This is a genomic window from Rathayibacter sp. AY1F8, from assembly GCF_002932165.1.
Lineage (GTDB): Bacteria > Actinomycetota > Actinomycetes > Actinomycetales > Microbacteriaceae > Rathayibacter.
Map to the genome: position 1 here is coordinate 38,904 of NZ_PSVB01000022.1, position 14,572 is coordinate 53,475.

The following is a 14,572-nucleotide window of genomic DNA, read 5'->3' on the forward strand; positions in this document are numbered from 1 at the left end:
TACTGTCAATAGCTATACTCGGCCCATGCCCACTCCCGACCGCACCTCCCTCGAGGCGATCGTGCGCGCCGCCGGCGAGCTCCTCGAGCGCGACGGGCTCGCCGGGGTCACGATGCAGGCCGTCGCGCAGAGCGTCGGAGTCCGCGCCCCCTCCCTCTACAAGCGCGTCGAGGGACGCGAGACGCTGATCCGCCTCGTCGCCGCGGACGCCCTGACCGTGCTCGCCGACCGCCTCGCCGACGCCCCGGACGCCGCCGCGCTCGCCGACCGCCTCCGCGCCTTCGGCCACGAGCGGCCGGCCGCGTTCCTCCTCGTGACGGCCCCCGCTCCCGGCATGCCCGTCGCCGCCCAGGAGTACCGCGACGCGGCGAGCGCCCGCCTCCTGGACCTCGCCGCGCAGCTGGCGGGCGAGGAGGACGCCCTCGAGGCGGCGCGCACGCTGACCGCCTGGGCGACGGGGTTCATCGGGATGGAGATCACCGGCGCCTTCACCCTCGGCGGCGATGTGGAGAGCGCCTGGCGCTTCGGGCTGGGGCGGATCGTCTCCGCGCTCGCTCCGGCCGCGTCGCGCTGAGCGCCGCCGCTCAGGCCCGGCGGAGCGCCGCCTCGTCCTCGAGGAACCGCGGACGGCACGCGACGATCCCGCTGACCAGCAGCACCGCCACTCCGGCGAACAGCAGCGCGTACGCGCCGCCCCAGTCCCCCTGCGCCTCGTAGAGCACGCCGATCAGCAGCGGACCGAGGCAGGCGAGCCCGTAGCCGAGCCCCTGCGTGGCGCCGGAGAGGGTCGAGGAGCCGGTGGTCGTCCGCGTCCGCGCGTTCACGAGCGTCAGCGTCATCGGGAACGTGCTGACGCCGAGCCCGAGGCAGACCACCCACGCCACGGCTCCCTCCAGCGGAGCGACGACGAGGCCGGCGTAGCCGACCGCGAGCAGCGCGCAGCACACCACCACGACCACGACCGGGTTGCGCATCCCCAGCGTCAGCGGCGGCACCACGAAGGCGGCGGCGAGGCCGAACACCGAGAACAGCGCCAGCAGCGCCCCGCCCTGCGCCGGATCCGCGCCCGCGTCGACGAGGATCGTCGGCAGCCAGGTGATGATCCCGTAGGTGTGCAGACCGGTCATCCCGAGCATCAGCACCATCGCCCAGAGCAGCGGCGTGCGCCAGGCCCCGTCCACGCGGCCGCCGGCGGCGGCCGGAGCCGCCCCGCCTCCTCCGCGGGCCGCGAGCGCCGCCCAGAGCAGGCACGCCGCGGCCGTCATCACGGCCCAGATCCCGATCGCCCAGCGCCACCCCGCCGTCGAGGCCAGCGGCACCGCGACCAGCGGAGCGACGAACTGGCCCACCTGCAGCAGCGCCAGGTAGAGCGAGCTGACCGTCTTGATCCGCTCGGCGAAGTACCGCTTCACGATCGGCACGATGAGCACGTTCGTGGTGCCCACGCCCGCGAAGGCGACGACGGTCGAGAGCACCAGAGCGACCGGGCTCGGGCTGAGCGCGCGGAGGGCGATGCCCAGTGTGGTCACCAGCGTCGCGATCGCGAGCGTGCGCTCCAGGCCGATCCGGCGCGAGACGGCCGCGGCGACGAAGCCGAAGACGGCGAAGGAGGCGGTGACGATCGTCCCCAGCGCCCCGTAGAGCGAGGGCCCGAAGCCGAGATCGGCGCCGATCGTGTCGAGCAGCGGGCTGAAGCCGGTGACGGCGGTGCGGAGGTTCAGCGCGGTGATCGCGATGGCGGCGAGGGCCAGGAGGGCGGTGGCGCGGAGCGTCGGTGCTGCGGTCATGGAGTCCCCGAGAGATAGGATGATGGGATGAATCCTGGCGAGTCTAGCCCCGCGGCGCCGTTCCAGCGCGAGAGCGTGATCGACCACGTCACGGCGCTGTTCCACGAGGAGATCCGCTCGGGCCGCTGGGCCGTCGGCGAGCGGATCCCGGTGGAGGCCGAGCTCGCCCGCTGGACCGGCGCCGGACGCAACTCCGTCCGCGAGGCCGTCCAGGCCCTCGTGCAGGCGGGCCTCGTGCGGCGGGAGCAGGGGCGCGGCACGTTCGTCACCGCGCGCTCGCAGCTCGCCGAGTCGCTGCGCCGCCGCATCCCGAGCGCCGCCCGCCGGGAGGGCCTCGAGCTGCGGTTCGCGATCGACGGGGCGACGGCCGCGCTGGCGGCCGAGCGCCGCACCGGGGAGGACGTCGCCGCCCTCCGCTCCCTGCTGGCCCGCCGGGCCCGCTCGTGGGAGGCGCCGGAGCTCGCCGAGCGGATCGCCGCCGACACCGCGCTGCACCGGGCCGTCGTCGTCGCGACTCACAACGACCTGTTCGTCGAGCTCTACGACGGCCTCACCGGCATGTTCGAGTCGGTGCTGGAGGAGGACGTCGTCGGCGAGGAGGACGTGCACGCCCGCCAGCACGCCGAGCTGGTCGAGGCGATCGCCGCGGGCGACGCCGAGGGGGCGCGCCGCCGGATCGAGGAGCTGCTCGCGCCGCTGCTGGCCGAGGCGCAGCACGGCGACGGCTGAGGGGGATCCTCTGCGGCGGGCGGCGGGCGGCACGCGCTCACGGCCGGCGTCGTGCCGCCCGGCGAGCGGGATCCGATGAGAGGGATCAGCCCCGCGGACGACGGGTCGACCAGAGCGCCCACGCCACCAGCAGCGGCTGGAACGCGAGGCGCACGGCGCGCTTGCGGTCGGTGTCGAGGCCGAAGGCGCTCGTCCGCGTCACCCACTGCGAGACGTTGCCCGGGAAGATCGCGGTGAAGAAGGCGGCGGCCGCGGCTCCGACCAGCGGCGCCCGGCGGCGCGCGAGCACCAGCGAGGCGCCGAGCCCTATCTCGACCACGCCCGAGGCGAGCACGACCGCGTCCTTGTCCAGCGGCACCCACTCGGGGACCTGCGCCTGGAACTCCTCCCGCTTGCGGGTGAGGTGGCTCACCCCCGCGAAGAGGAGGGCGGAGCCGAGGAGCACCTTGGCGCCGGTGCGGAGGAGGGAGGGGGAGGAGGATGTCATGCGCTCCATCGTTCCCGATGCGGGCCGCCGGCGCCGCCGTGGCGCGGCCACTGCGCACGAACGTGCCGGTGTCGGAGGCGGCGCCTAGTCTGATCGCGTGACTGACCGCATCCTCGTCCTCACCACCGGTGGCACCGTCGACAAGGAGTACTCGCTCGCCGGCGAGCTCGAGATCGGCGCCCCGATGGTGCCGCGCCTGCTCTCCCCGGTGCTCACCACGCTCGAGTTCCGCGTCGAGGAGGTCCTCGCCAAGGACAGCCTCGAGCTCGACGACGCCGATCGGGCCCTCATCCGCGAGCGGGTGCTCGCCGCCGAGGAGGACCGGATCGTCCTCACCCACGGCACCGACACGATGACCGCGACGGCCGAGGCCCTCGGCGTCGTCCGCGATCGGGTGGTCGTCCTCACCGGCGCGATGCAGCCCGCACGGATGCTTGACAGCGACGCCGCGTTCAACCTCGGCACCGCGGTGGCCGCCGTGCAGCTGCTGCCGCCGGGCGTCTACCTCGCGATGAGCGGGCGGGTGCTGCCCGCCGGCTCCGTGGTGAAGGACCGGTCGATCGGGGTGTTCCTCCCGGCCTGAGCCGGACCAGGATCGAGGGGCGCCCGCGGACGGGCTCCCGGCCGGACCGGCGTCAGGCCTCGGCGAGCTCCGCGGTGCAGGCCGCGCAGAGCCCGAAGACGTCCACGACGTGGTGCGCGTCCGTGAATCCGTTCTGCGACGCGACCGAGCGCGCCCACTCCTCGACCTCGTCGGCCGCGATCTCGACCGTCAGCCCGCAGCGGCGGCAGATCAGGTGGTGGTGGTGCGTCCCCGGCGTGCAGGCGCGGTAGAGGCTCTCGCCCTCGGGCGACTGCAGCGAGTCGGCCTCGCCCTCCACGGCCAGGTCCGAGAGCGCGCGGTAGACCGTCGCGAGCCCGATCGGCGAGCCGGAGGCGTGCAGCGCACTGTGCAGGCCCTGGGCGCTGACGAAGTCCTCGCGACGCCCGAGAGCCTCGCGCACCGCCTCGCGCTGCCACGTGTTGCGCTTGACCACTGGACCACCTCCACTCCGCACGACCCGGGCCACGCTACCGCCCCCCGCCGACGGCGAGCCGGGAGCGCCGGACGCCCTTGCGGCCGATGATCCGGCAGACCGCGTAGATCGCGAACGAGATCGTCGTCACGTAGGGGCTGATCGGGATCGATCCGCCCAGCGCGAGCAGGATGCCGCCCACCAGCGCGCCGACGGCGAAGAGCACGCTCAGCAGCGGCACGACCACCGGCGAGGCGGACAGGCGCAGCGCCGCGGCCGCCGGAGTCACCAGGATCGCGAGCACGAGCAGCGAGCCGACGATCTGCACCGAGACGGCGACCGCGAGGCCGAGCAGGAGCATGAACGCGATCGAGAGCGCCCGGGTGGGGATGCCGCGCGCGGCCGCCACGTCGGCGTCGACGCTCGCGAAGGTGAGGGGGCGCCAGATCAGCGCGAGACCGACGAGGACGACCACCGAGATGCCGATCAGCCACCCGAGCTGCGGGTCGTCGACCGCGACGATCTGACCCGTGAGCAGGCCGAACTTGTTCGCGCTGCGGCCCGGGTAGAGGGCCAGGCAGAGGATGCCGATGCCGAGTCCGAACGGCATCAGAACCGCGATGATCGAGTTGCGGTCGCGGGCGCGCGAGCCGAGCACGCCGATCAGGACGGCCGCGATCAGCGAGCCGACGATCGATCCCTCGACGACGCCGACGCCCAGCAGCAGCCCCGCGGACGCCCCCGCGAACGAGAGCTCGCTGATGCCGTGGACCGCGAAGGCCATGTCGCGCGACATCACGAAGACGCCGATGAGCCCGCCGACCACTCCGAGGACCGCGCCGGCGATCACCGAGTTCATCAGCAGCGACAGCAGCGCTCCGTAGTCCGAGAAGTCGAAGATCTGCGACCAGACGTCCGTCACGACTGCCCCTCCTCGTGCTCGTGCACGTGCGAGTGGTCGGGGGCGCCGACCACGATGACCCGGCCCCGGGCGCGGATCACGTCGACGGGTGCGTCGTAGAGCTCGCTGAGCACCTCCGAGCGCAGGACCTCGTCGGGGGTGCCGATCCGGAACCGGCCGCCGGCGAGGTAGAGCACGCGGTCCACCATGCCGAGCACCGGATTCACGTCGTGCGTGACGAAGAGGACGCCGAGGTTCCGCTCGCGGCGGTGCCGGTCGATCAGCTCGCTGACCGCCCGCTGGTGGGCGAGGTCGAGCGCGATCAGCGGCTCGTCGCAGAGCAGGAGCGCCGGGTCGCCCGCGAGCGCCTGGCCGACGCGGACGCGCTGCTGCTCGCCGCCGGACAGGCTGCCGATGGGGGCGTCGGCGAAGGCGGTGGCGCCGACGGCCTCGAGCAGCGCGTCGACGGCCGCGCGCCGGGAGCGGGAGGGCAGGGGCAGGCCGAACCGGTGGCCGTCGATCCCGAGCCCGAGCAGATCGCGCGCGCGCAGCGGAGTGCCCTCGTCGGCGAGCCTCTGCTGCGGGATGTAGCCGATGCGCCGGTTGCCGCGGTGCACGGGCTCGCCGAGCACCTGCAGCTCCCCCGCGCTCAGCTGCTGCTGACCGAGCACCGCGCGCAGGAGGCTCGTCTTTCCGGAGCCGTTCGCCCCGAGCACCGCGACGAACTCGCCGGCGCGCACGTCGAGGTCGACGCCGCTCCACAGCTCGCGGTCGCCGAAGCGGAGCCCGGCGCCGCGCAGCCGCAGCACGGACGCCGAAGGGCCCGCCTCCGGGGAGACGGGCCTGGTCGGGGAGTCGTGGCTCACTGGGAGAGGGCTCCCTCGATCGCGTCGAGGTTGGCGGTCATCCAGCCGGTGTAGTCGTCGCCCTCGGGCAGCGTCTCGGTGACGGGGACGGCCGGGATCCCGGCGGCCTTCGCGGCGTCGAGCACCGCGTCCGTCTGCGCGCCCTCGGTCTGCTCGTTGTAGATCAGCGCGTCGACGGCCTCGCCGGAGAACAGCGCCAGCGTCTCCTGGAGCGTGGTCGCGGGGACGTCGGTGCCCTCCTCGACCGCCTCGCTGAAGGCCTCGGGAGTCGCGTCGGTCAGGCCGAGCGCATCGGTCATGTACAGCGGGACGGGCTCGGTGATCGCGATGGAGCGGCCGGAGAGCGCGCCCTTCAGCTCGCCCTCGCGGGCGATCAGCGCGTCGAGCCCCTCGTCGAGGGTGGCGAGATTGGCGGAGTAGGCGGAGGCGTTGTCGGGGTCGAGCGCGGCGAGCTCGTCGCCGATCCGCCCCGCGACCTCCTTCATCACCGAGAGGTCGTACCAGACGTGCTCGTTGAACTCCGCGTGCTCGTGCCCGCCCTCCGACTCCTCCTCCTCCGCGTGGTCGTGGACGTCCTCCAGGCCGGCGATCACGGTGGCCGTGATGACGGGGGCCTCGGTGCCGGCCGCGCTGATCATGGTGTCGAGGAAGTGGTCGTAGCCGCCGCCGTTCTCGATCACGAGGGTCGCGCCGGACACGGCGAGCTGGTCGCGGGCGGTGGCCTCGTACTCGTGCGGGTCCTTGTCCGGGCTGTCGATGATGCTGGTCACCTCGACCAGGTCGCCGCCGATGCTCGAGACGAGGTCGCCGTAGACGTTCGTCGACGCGACGACCTTCACGCGCCCGCCCGCGGCGGCGGCGGAGGAGCTGTCGGAGGCGCTGCCCGCTCCGGAGCAGCCGCTCAGGGCGAGCGCGGTGCCGCCGAGGAGGGCGGTGAGGGCGAGGAGGCGGGTCTTCACGGTGAGCCGATCTGGGTCAGGGGCCGGGCGGGTGCCCCCACGCTAACGGCTATTGATAACGATTGTCAAAATCGTGCGGAGGCGCCCGCCGGTCATCCGCCGACACACGCGGACACGGGGCGACACGCGCCTCGCTCCGGGCACCTCGCCCCTGGCACAGTCGCTGCACACCGCCCCCGACGAGACGAGGACACCGTGACCACCACCGCACCGACGACCATCGGCACCGACGCCGCGACGACGATCGGCGCCGCCGCCGAGCACTGGTCGGCCGCCCCCCGGCCCGACTCCCCCGACGCCTGGCTCGTCCGCGCCGAGGAGGTCGCCGCCGTGCTCGCGACCGACGCCCTCGAGCGCGACCGCGCCGGCGCCGCCCCCTTCGCCGAGGTCGCCCTGCTCAAGGCGGCCGGCCTCGTCACGCTGCTCGGGCCCGCCGAGCACGGCGGCGGCGCCCAGGAGTGGACCACCGCCCTCCGCGTCGTCCGCACCGTCGCGCGCGGCGACGGCTCGATCGGCCAGCTGCTCGGCTACCACTACCTCTGGGCCTGGGCGGCCCGCCTCGTGGGGACCCCTGAGCAGATCATCGCGGTCGAGCAGCTCGCGACCGAGGGGGACCTCCTCTACGGAGGCGCGGTGAACCCGCGCGACTCCGACCTCACCGTGCGGGAGGAGGGCGACGAGCTGGTCTTCACCGGCCGCAAGTCGTTCTCGACCGGCGGCGTGGTCAGCGACCTGACCGTGCTCGAGGGGGTGCTCGAGGGGACGGACACCCACCTCTTCGCGATCGTCCCCACCGATCAGGAGGGGATCGTCTTCGGCCGCGACTGGGACAGCCTCGGCCAGCGGCTCACCGAGTCCGGCTCCGTCGAGATCCGCGGCGTCCGCGTGCCGTGGGCGGCGGCGGCCGGCTTCGTCGACAGGGTCTACCGTCCGCTCGTCTACAACACCCTCAACGTGCCCGTCATCCAGCAGGTCTTCGCCGAGTTCTACCTCGGCATCGCGCAGGGAGCTCTCGAGCGCGCGGCGCAGTACACCCGCGAGCGCACCCGGGCCTGGCCGTACGGCGGCGACGACAAGGAGCGCGCCGGCGACGAGTGGTACGTGCTCGAGGGATACGGCGACCTGCAGTCCCGGCTCTGGGCCGACGAGGCGCTGATCGACGCGACGGGGGCCGCGCTCTCGGCCGCGCTGCACGCTCCGCGCGAGGAGCTGACGCCTCGGCGCCGCGGCGAGATCGCCGTGCGGATCGCCGCCGCCAAGGCGCGGATCGTGGAGGACGGCCTCGCGACGGCGACCCGCGTCTTCGAGCTGACCGGCGCTCGCGCCTCCGCGAGCTCGGTCGGACTCGACCTCTACTGGCGGAACCTCCGCACCCACTCCCTGCACGATCCGCTGCCCTACAAGCGCCGCGAGGTCGGCGTCTTCGCCCTGCTCGACACCGTCCCCGAGCCCAGCTGGTACACCTGATCGGCCGCGGGGCGCGTCCTGCTCCGGCGGCGCGCCCCGCCCGCACGCCGCCCCGGCGTCGATCCGCGACAGGCCGGAGCGGAGCCCCGGGGTAGCGTGAGGGCCGAGCGGAGGGAGGACCGTGGCCGTCACGCTGCACGACGTCGCCCGCGCCGCCGACGTCTCGATCAAGACCGTCTCGAACGTGATCAACGACTATCCGCACGTGCGCCCGGCCACCCGCTCCCGGGTGCAGGCGGCCATCGCGCAACTGGGCTACCGCCCCAACCTCTCCGCCCGGAGCCTGCGCCGCGGCCGCACCGGCGTGATCGGCCTCGCCCTGCCGGAGCTGAGCCTCCCCTACTTCGCCGAGCTCGCCGACAGCGTGATGCGCGCCGCCGACGAGCGCGGCCTGACGGTGCTGATCGAGCAGACCGGCGGCGACCCCGAGCGCGAGCGGAGCGTCCTGGCGAGCGAGCGCCGGCAGCTCACCGACGGGCTGCTCTTCAGCCCGCTGGGCCTCGCCGACGAGGACGCACTCGCGGTCGGCTTCCCCCTGGTGCTGCTCGGCGAGCGGATCTTCACCGGGCTGGTCGACCACGTCACCATGCAGAACACTGCGGCGGCGCGCGCGGCCACCGCGCACCTGCTCGCCTCCGGAAGGCGCCGGATCGTGGCGCTCGGGACGCACCCCGACGCCGCTGTCAGCTCGGCGTCGCTCCGCCTCGAGGGCTACCGCGCCGCGCTCGCCGAGGCCGGCATCGCCTACGACGAGCGGATGATCGGCGTCTCGGGCCCGTGGCGGCGCTCCGGCGGCGCCGAGGCGATGCGCCGCGTGCTCGCCTCCGGGCTCGACTTCGACGCCGTGTTCGCACTCAACGACACCCTCGCGCTCGGCGCGGTCCGCGCGCTCCAGGAGGCGGGGGTCCGCGTGCCCGAGGAGGTGGCGGTGATCGGCTTCGACGACATCGACGAGGCGGGCTACTCCTCCCCCAGCCTCTCCACCGTGGACTCGGGGCGCGACGAGATCGCGCGCACCGCGGTCGAGGTGCTGCAGGCCCGGATCGAGGGCACCCGCACCGGCCCCGGGACGCTCCACGAGGCGGCGTTCACCGTGGTCGCCCGGGAGTCGACCGCGGGCCGGCCGATCGCGGAGGACCCGCCGGTCGGCCGGGCGTCGGCCGGGGCCTAGGCGCAGGTCCCGCTGCCGCAGATCTCGCGGCGGATCCACGCTCCCGCGTCCGCGACGGCCAGCTCGCCGCGGCGGAGGAGCCGACTCCACTCCACGGCCCGCGTCGTCAGCCGGTCGTCGGCCGAGCCGCGGACGTCGCCGCCGACGGTCCGGAGGAACAGGTGCGCGAGCGGGCCGCCGAGGTACAGCGTGGCGCCCGCGACGCCGGCGAAGTGGCGGGCCTGGCCGCGGGTGCCGTCGTCGTAGGGGCGGCGGAAGCCCTTCCCCCGGACCCGGTTGCGGCCGCCGTGCGCCAGGTCGAGAGCGCCGAGCGGGGCGCTGCGGATGCCGGCGACGTCCTTCGCGACGGCCGCGAGGAACGCGCGCGGGCGGGGATGCGACGCCGCGAGGGCGTCGGCGCGGTCGGCGAGCTCGGAGCAGGCGTCGGTGACGGCATCGGAGGAGGGCACCCGCCCAGTCGAGCACAGGTGCGCTGAGCGGCGGCGGGGAGGGTCGATGCGGGAGGAGGGCGGCCGACCTCGGGAGCGGCACGCAGCGAGGCGGGTGGGCCCCGTGCCGCTCTTGACAGCGGCCGAGCCGGGGCGGACCATCGTGTACAACGTTAGAAAGACCGCTCGCCGCCGAGCCCGCTGCGGGAGCCCGAAGCCCGAAAGGCCCTCATGACCGACGCCCCCGCCGCCACCGCGCGCATCAGCCTCGACCCCGCCGCGGTCGTCGCCCCCGTCACTCCGCGCCTCTTCGGCTCGTTCGTCGAGCACCTCGGCCGCTGCGTGTACGACGGCATCTACGAGCCCGGCCACCCCGCCTCGAACGAGGACGGCTTCCGCCTCGACGTGGTCGAGCTGGTCAAGGAGCTGGGCACCACGACGATCCGCTACCCCGGCGGCAACTTCGTCTCGGGCTACCGCTGGGAGGACGGCGTCGGCCCGCGCTCCGAGCGCCCCCGCCGCCGCGACCTGGCCTGGCACTCGCTCGAGACCAACGAGGTCGGGCTGGACGACTTCGCGAAGTGGGCGGAGCTGACCGGCAGCGAGATCATGTACGCCGTCAACCTCGGCACCCGCGGCGTCCTCGAGGCGCTCGACGTCCTCGAGTACGCCAACGGACCGGCCGGCACCGCTCTCGCCGACCAGCGCATCGCCAACGGCGGGACCGAGCCCTACGACATCCGCATGTGGTGCCTCGGGAACGAGATGGACGGCCCCTGGCAGGTCGGCCACATGAGCGCCGACGACTACGGCAAGCTCGCCTCCCGCACCGCCAAGGCCCTCAAGATCGCCGACCCCTCGCTCGAGCTGGTCGTCTGCGGCTCGTCGAGCTCGTCGATGCCGACCTTCGGCGAGTGGGAGCGCGTGGTCCTCGAGCACGCGTACGACGACGTCGAGTACGTCTCGTGCCACGCCTACTACCAGGAGTACGACGGAGACCTCGGCTCCTTCCTCGCCTCCTCCCTCGACATGGAGTACTTCATCGCCACCGTCGCAGCGACGGTGGACCACGTGAAGTTCAAGCTCAAGAAGACGAAGGACATCAAGCTCTCCTTCGACGAGTGGAACGTCTGGTACCTCGAGGAGTGGCAGGCCAAGGAGAAGGCCGACGCCGAGGGCGACCAGAGCGCCCGCGAGTGGGCCTACGCCCCGCGCCTGCTCGAGGACGTCTACTCCGTCGCCGACGCCGTCGTCCTCGGCAACCTGATGATCACGCTGCTGAAGAACTCCGACCGGGTCACCTCCGCCTCCCTCGCGCAGCTCGTCAACGTGATCGCGCCGATCATGACCGAGCCGGGCGGAGCCGCGTGGCGCCAGACCACGTTCTTCCCGTTCTCGACCACTGCACGCCTGGCCTCCGGCTCGGTGCTGCGCCCCCGGATCGACGCGGGGACCTACTCGACCGCCCGTCACGGCGACGCTCCGCTCATCGACTCCGTCGCCACCGTCGACGAGGGCCGCGCGGCCGTCTTCCTGGTGAACCGGTCGCAGACGGAGCCGATCGAGGTCACCGTCGACGTCAGCGGCCTCGGAGTCTCGAGCATCGCGGAGGCGCTGGCCCTGTTCGACGAGGACCCCTACGCGAAGAACACGCGTGACGACCAGAACCGCGTGCGCCTGCGCGAGGCCACGGCGACGCTCGAGGACGGCGTGCTGACGCTGACCCTCCCGCCCGTCTCGTGGACGGCGGTCGCGCTCACGGCGTAGCGGCGTCCGACCCGCGGGACCGCTTCCGGCCTCCCGGAGCCGCGCGGACCCGCGGGCCCCGTCGGGAACCGTCCCGGCTCAGGCCCCGGGCCACAGCGGGGAGGAGGCGCTCGAGCTGGTCCGCGAGGTCGTCCGCCACCCCCACGAGTACGTGGCGGGGATCGGGCTCGACAACCTCGAGACGGCGGGTCCGCCCGAGCGCTTCGCCGACGCCTACCGCCTCGCCGGGGAGGCCGGCCTGAGCCGGACCGCCCACTCCTCCGAGCACGCCCCGACCGCGACCAACACGACGACCTGCCTCGATCTGCTGGGCTGCGACCGGATCGACCACGGCTACTTCGTCCTCGAGGACCCCGCCGTCGTCGAGCGCGTCCGCGAGCAGGGCGTCGTGTTCACCGTCGCCTCGACGACCTCGCGCCGCTCCTGGCGGCCCTGGCGGCGCGCGTCCATCCGGGCGATGCTCGACGCGGGACTGCGGGTCGTGCCCTGCTCCGACGATCCCGGGGTGTTCCCGACCACCCTCGCCGACGAGTACCGCCTCGCCGCCGGCCCGATCGGTGCGAGCGCCGCGCAGCTGCGCGCGATGGCGCTCACCGGAGCGGAGGCCTCCTGGCTGCCCGCCGATGAGAAGGAGAGTCTGCGCGCGTCGTTCGCCGCGGAGCTGGACGCGCTGGACGCGGAGTTCGGGCTCGTCTGAGGCCCGGGACGCGACGGGCTCCCCGCCCTGACAGAGTGGACGGATGAGCCCCCTCCCCGATCCCCTGGCCTTCGACCTCGAGGCGCTGCGCCGGGAGGTGCTGCCGGACGACGGGGGCGAGGTCGACGACAGCATCCCCGCGCTCGCGGACGCCGACCCGGGTCTCTGCGCGATCGCGCTCGTCCTGCCCGACGGGTCCGTCCGCGCGAGCGCCGACGCGGAGGAGCGGTTCAGCATCCAGTCGGCCGTGAAGCCGTTCCTGTTCGCGCTCGCGCTCCTCGACACCGGCGGCGACGCGCTCGACCGCGTCGGCATCGAGCCCACCGGCGAGGCCTTCGACGCCCTCAAGCTCGAGAGCGGCACCGGGCGCCCGCCGAACCCGATGGTCAACGCGGGAGCGCTGCTGACCGCCGCCCTGGTCGACGGCGGCGACGCCGACGGCCGGAGCGAGCGCATCCTCCGCGGCCTCTCCGCCTTCGCCGGCCGCCCGCTCTCCGTCGACGAGAGCGTCGCCGCCGACGAGCACCTCCTCGGCGACCGGAACCACGCCCTCGCGCACCTGATGCGCGCGGAGGGCACCCTGCACCGCAGCGCCGACGACGCCGTCTCCGCGTACGCCCGGGCGTGCGCCGTGCTGGTCGACGTCCGCGACCTGGCCGCGATGGGCGCGACGCTCGCGTTCGGCGGCGTGCACCCGGGGACCGGCGAGCGGGTCGTGCCGGCGTCGGTCGCGCGCGACGTGATCGCGGTCATGGCGACGTGCGGCGTCTACGACGGCTCGGGCCGCTGGATGCGCGCGGTCGGCGTCCCCGCCAAGTCGAGCGTCTCGGGCGCCCTCGTCCTCTTCGCTCCTGGCCGCCTCGGCGCCGCCGTCGTCAGCCCGCCGCTGGACCCCCAGGGCACCAGCGTCCGCGGCGCCCGCGTCGCCGCCCGCCTGAGCGACGCCCTCGCCCTGCACTCCTTCGCCGTCTCCCCCCGCTGACCGCTGCCCCGTTCCCCCGCTCTCCCCGCTCCACGAAACGCCCCCACCTCGTACAGCCGACCGCGGAGCCGATGACGACGAAGGAGGAATCCGCCCGATCGAGCACCGCCGAGCTCACCGCCGAATCGCGTTCCAGCGATTCGCCGTAGCGGTACGCTCCCCGCTCCACGACACGCCCCACCTCGGACAGCCGACCGCGGAACGGATGACGACGAAGGAGGAATCCGCCCGATCGAGCACCGCCCAGCTCACCGCCGAATCGTGTTCCAGCGATTCGCCGTAGCGGTACGCTCCCCGCTCCACGAAACGCCCCACCTCGGACAGCCGACCGCGGAACGGATGACGACGAAGGAGGAATCCGCTCAATCGAGCACCGCCCGCTCAGTCGAGCAGCAGCGCCGGTTCCTCCAGCACGCTGGCGACGTCGGCGACGAAGCGGCTGACCACGTCGCCGTCGACGACGCGGTGGTCGAAGGAGCCGCCGACCGTGGTGACGAAGCGGGGGCGGACCTCGCCGTCGACGACCCAGGGCTTCTGCTTGATCGTGCCGAGGGCGATGATCGCGACTTCGCCGGGGTTGAGGATCGGGGTGCCCGTGTCCATCCCGAAGACGCCGATGTTGGTGATGGTGATGGTGCCGTTCTGCATGTCGGCGGCGGTGGTCTTGCCGTCGCGGGCGTCGAGGGTGAGCTTCTCGAGGGCCTGGGCCAGTTCGAGGAGGCTCATCGACTGGGCGTCCTTGACGTTGGGGACGAGCAGTCCGCGCGGGGTGGCCGCGGCGATGCCGAGGTTGACGTAGTGGCGGACGACGATCTCGGTGTCGGTCCAGGCGGAGTTGACGGTGGGGTTGCGGCGGACGGCCCAGATGATGGCCTTGGCCATGATGAGCAGCGGCGAGACCTTGACGCCGGCGAAGTCGGGCGAGTTCTTGAGGCGCTTGACGAACTCCATGGTGCGGGTCGCGTCGACGTCGACGAAGACGCTGACGTGGGGCGCGGTGAACGCGCTCGTCGACATCGCGGCGGCGATCGCCTTGCGGACGCCACGCACGGGGATGCGCTCCTCGCGGTCGTCGCCCCAGGCGGGGGTCTGGATGTTGCGGAAGACGCTGGCCTGGGAGGCGTGGCGGATGACGTCGTCGCGGGTGACCTCGCCGGCGAGGCCGGTGGCCTGCACCTCGAGGAGGTCGACGTCGAGGTCCTTCGCGAGCTTGCGGATCGGCGGCTTCGCGATGACGGGGAGCGCGGCGGCGGCCGGCACGGAGGCGGGCCGGACCGGGGCCGTCGGGCGGGCGGCGGGCGCGGCGGCCCCGGTC

At 73.8% G+C, this 14,572-nt stretch carries 16 protein-coding genes; 8 read left to right on the forward strand and 8 right to left on the reverse strand.

Annotated features, from left to right (window positions below; genetic code table 11):
- Nucleotides 1-25: 25 nt before the first annotated feature.
- On the forward strand, nt 26-574 hold the full coding sequence (locus C5C35_RS13970; protein WP_104263354.1) for a TetR/AcrR family transcriptional regulator: 549 nt from the start codon (nt 26-28) through the stop codon (nt 572-574).
- Between the two features lie 10 nt (nt 575-584).
- Here C5C35_RS13970 and C5C35_RS13975 read toward each other — a convergent pair whose 3' ends face one another.
- Entirely contained in the window at nt 585-1,787 is a 1,203-nt protein-coding gene (locus C5C35_RS13975; protein WP_104263355.1) for an MFS transporter, read from the reverse strand.
- Between the two features lie 27 nt (nt 1,788-1,814).
- On the opposite strand from C5C35_RS13975, the gene C5C35_RS13980 reads away from it, so the two are divergent.
- Nucleotides 1,815-2,516, forward strand: a complete 702-nt coding sequence (locus C5C35_RS13980; RefSeq protein ID WP_104261299.1) for a FadR/GntR family transcriptional regulator — start codon at nt 1,815-1,817, stop codon at nt 2,514-2,516.
- An 85-nt stretch (nt 2,517-2,601) separates the two neighbouring features.
- Here C5C35_RS13980 and C5C35_RS13985 read toward each other — a convergent pair whose 3' ends face one another.
- Nucleotides 2,602-3,012: a hypothetical protein gene (locus C5C35_RS13985; protein ID WP_181027249.1), complete on the reverse strand. Its 411-nt coding sequence runs from the start codon at nt 3,010-3,012 to the stop codon at nt 2,602-2,604.
- Nucleotides 3,013-3,100: 88 nt separating this feature from the next.
- On the opposite strand from C5C35_RS13985, the gene C5C35_RS13990 reads away from it, so the two are divergent.
- Entirely contained in the window at nt 3,101-3,586 is a 486-nt protein-coding gene (locus C5C35_RS13990) for an asparaginase domain-containing protein (RefSeq protein ID WP_104263356.1), read from the forward strand.
- Nucleotides 3,587-3,638: 52 nt separating this feature from the next.
- Here C5C35_RS13990 and C5C35_RS13995 read toward each other — a convergent pair whose 3' ends face one another.
- Genes C5C35_RS13995 through C5C35_RS14010 form a run of 4 tightly spaced genes read right to left on the reverse strand, consistent with a single transcriptional unit; the run spans nt 3,639 to nt 6,745 of the window.
- A complete protein-coding gene (locus C5C35_RS13995; RefSeq protein WP_104238381.1) occupies nt 3,639-4,040 on the reverse strand; it encodes a Fur family transcriptional regulator in 402 nt (133 codons plus the stop codon).
- Nucleotides 4,041-4,074: 34 nt separating this feature from the next.
- A complete protein-coding gene (locus tag C5C35_RS14000; RefSeq protein ID WP_104224551.1) occupies nt 4,075-4,878 on the reverse strand; it encodes a metal ABC transporter permease in 804 nt (267 codons plus the stop codon).
- A gap of 59 nt (nt 4,879-4,937) precedes the next feature.
- Complete coding sequence (locus tag C5C35_RS14005; RefSeq protein WP_104224543.1) at nt 4,938-5,786, reverse strand: metal ABC transporter ATP-binding protein; 849 nt, start codon at nt 5,784-5,786, stop codon at nt 4,938-4,940.
- Nucleotides 5,783-6,745, reverse strand: a complete 963-nt coding sequence (locus C5C35_RS14010) for a metal ABC transporter solute-binding protein, Zn/Mn family (RefSeq protein ID WP_104263357.1) — start codon at nt 6,743-6,745, stop codon at nt 5,783-5,785. The genes C5C35_RS14005 and C5C35_RS14010 overlap by 4 nt, the downstream gene beginning before the upstream one ends.
- 195 nt (nt 6,746-6,940) lie before the next feature.
- Between C5C35_RS14010 and C5C35_RS14015 the strand changes: the two genes are divergently transcribed.
- Together C5C35_RS14015 and C5C35_RS14020 are read left to right on the forward strand one after the other, a co-directional pair.
- Nucleotides 6,941-8,212 (forward strand): acyl-CoA dehydrogenase family protein, encoded by a 1,272-nt coding sequence (locus C5C35_RS14015; protein ID WP_258066420.1) that lies wholly within the window; start codon nt 6,941-6,943, stop codon nt 8,210-8,212.
- A gap of 121 nt (nt 8,213-8,333) precedes the next feature.
- Complete coding sequence (locus tag C5C35_RS14020) at nt 8,334-9,383, forward strand: LacI family DNA-binding transcriptional regulator (protein ID WP_104263358.1); 1,050 nt, start codon at nt 8,334-8,336, stop codon at nt 9,381-9,383.
- On the opposite strand, the gene C5C35_RS14025 is transcribed toward C5C35_RS14020, so the two are convergent.
- A complete protein-coding gene (locus C5C35_RS14025) occupies nt 9,380-9,832 on the reverse strand; it encodes a hypothetical protein (RefSeq protein ID WP_104224546.1) in 453 nt (150 codons plus the stop codon). The genes C5C35_RS14020 and C5C35_RS14025 overlap by 4 nt on opposite strands.
- A gap of 210 nt (nt 9,833-10,042) precedes the next feature.
- Here C5C35_RS14025 and C5C35_RS14030 point away from each other — a divergent pair, with 210 nt between their 5' ends.
- The 3 genes from C5C35_RS14030 to glsA all read left to right on the forward strand — a co-directional run bounded on the left by C5C35_RS14030 (nt 10,043) and on the right by glsA (nt 13,257).
- The gene (locus C5C35_RS14030) at nt 10,043-11,578 is read left to right on the forward strand and encodes an alpha-N-arabinofuranosidase (RefSeq protein ID WP_104263359.1); all 1,536 of its coding nucleotides are present in this window, start codon (nt 10,043-10,045) and stop codon (nt 11,576-11,578) included.
- Between the two features lie 115 nt (nt 11,579-11,693).
- A complete protein-coding gene (locus tag C5C35_RS14035) occupies nt 11,694-12,275 on the forward strand; it encodes a hypothetical protein (protein ID WP_104263360.1) in 582 nt (193 codons plus the stop codon).
- 43 nt (nt 12,276-12,318) lie between these two features.
- Nucleotides 12,319-13,257, forward strand: coding sequence for a glutaminase A (gene glsA / locus C5C35_RS14040; protein ID WP_104263361.1), 939 nt, complete (start codon nt 12,319-12,321; stop codon nt 13,255-13,257).
- Nucleotides 13,258-13,638: 381 nt separating this feature from the next.
- Here the strand turns inward: glsA and C5C35_RS14045 are convergent.
- Nucleotides 13,639-14,572, reverse strand: a 934-nt coding sequence (locus tag C5C35_RS14045; protein WP_104263362.1) for a dihydrolipoamide acetyltransferase family protein, incomplete at its 5' end; no start/stop codon positions are given.

Excerpts from the sequence above, each read along its gene's own strand:
- C5C35_RS13970 (WP_104263354.1), top strand. The coding sequence starts at position 26 with ATGCCCACTCCCGACCGCACCTCCCTCGAGGCGATCGTGCGCGCCGCC.
- glsA (WP_104263361.1), top strand. The coding sequence starts at position 12,319 with ATGAGCCCCCTCCCCGATCCCCTGGCCTTCGACCTCGAGGCGCTGCGC.
- C5C35_RS13985 (WP_181027249.1), bottom strand. The coding sequence starts at position 3,012 with ATGGAGCGCATGACATCCTCCTCCCCCTCCCTCCTCCGCACCGGCGCC.
- C5C35_RS13975 (WP_104263355.1), bottom strand. The coding sequence starts at position 1,787 with ATGACCGCAGCACCGACGCTCCGCGCCACCGCCCTCCTGGCCCTCGCC.
- C5C35_RS14030 (WP_104263359.1), top strand. The coding sequence starts at position 10,043 with ATGACCGACGCCCCCGCCGCCACCGCGCGCATCAGCCTCGACCCCGCC.
- C5C35_RS13980 (WP_104261299.1), top strand. The coding sequence starts at position 1,815 with ATGAATCCTGGCGAGTCTAGCCCCGCGGCGCCGTTCCAGCGCGAGAGC.
- C5C35_RS14000 (WP_104224551.1), bottom strand. The coding sequence starts at position 4,878 with ATGAACTCGGTGATCGCCGGCGCGGTCCTCGGAGTGGTCGGCGGGCTC.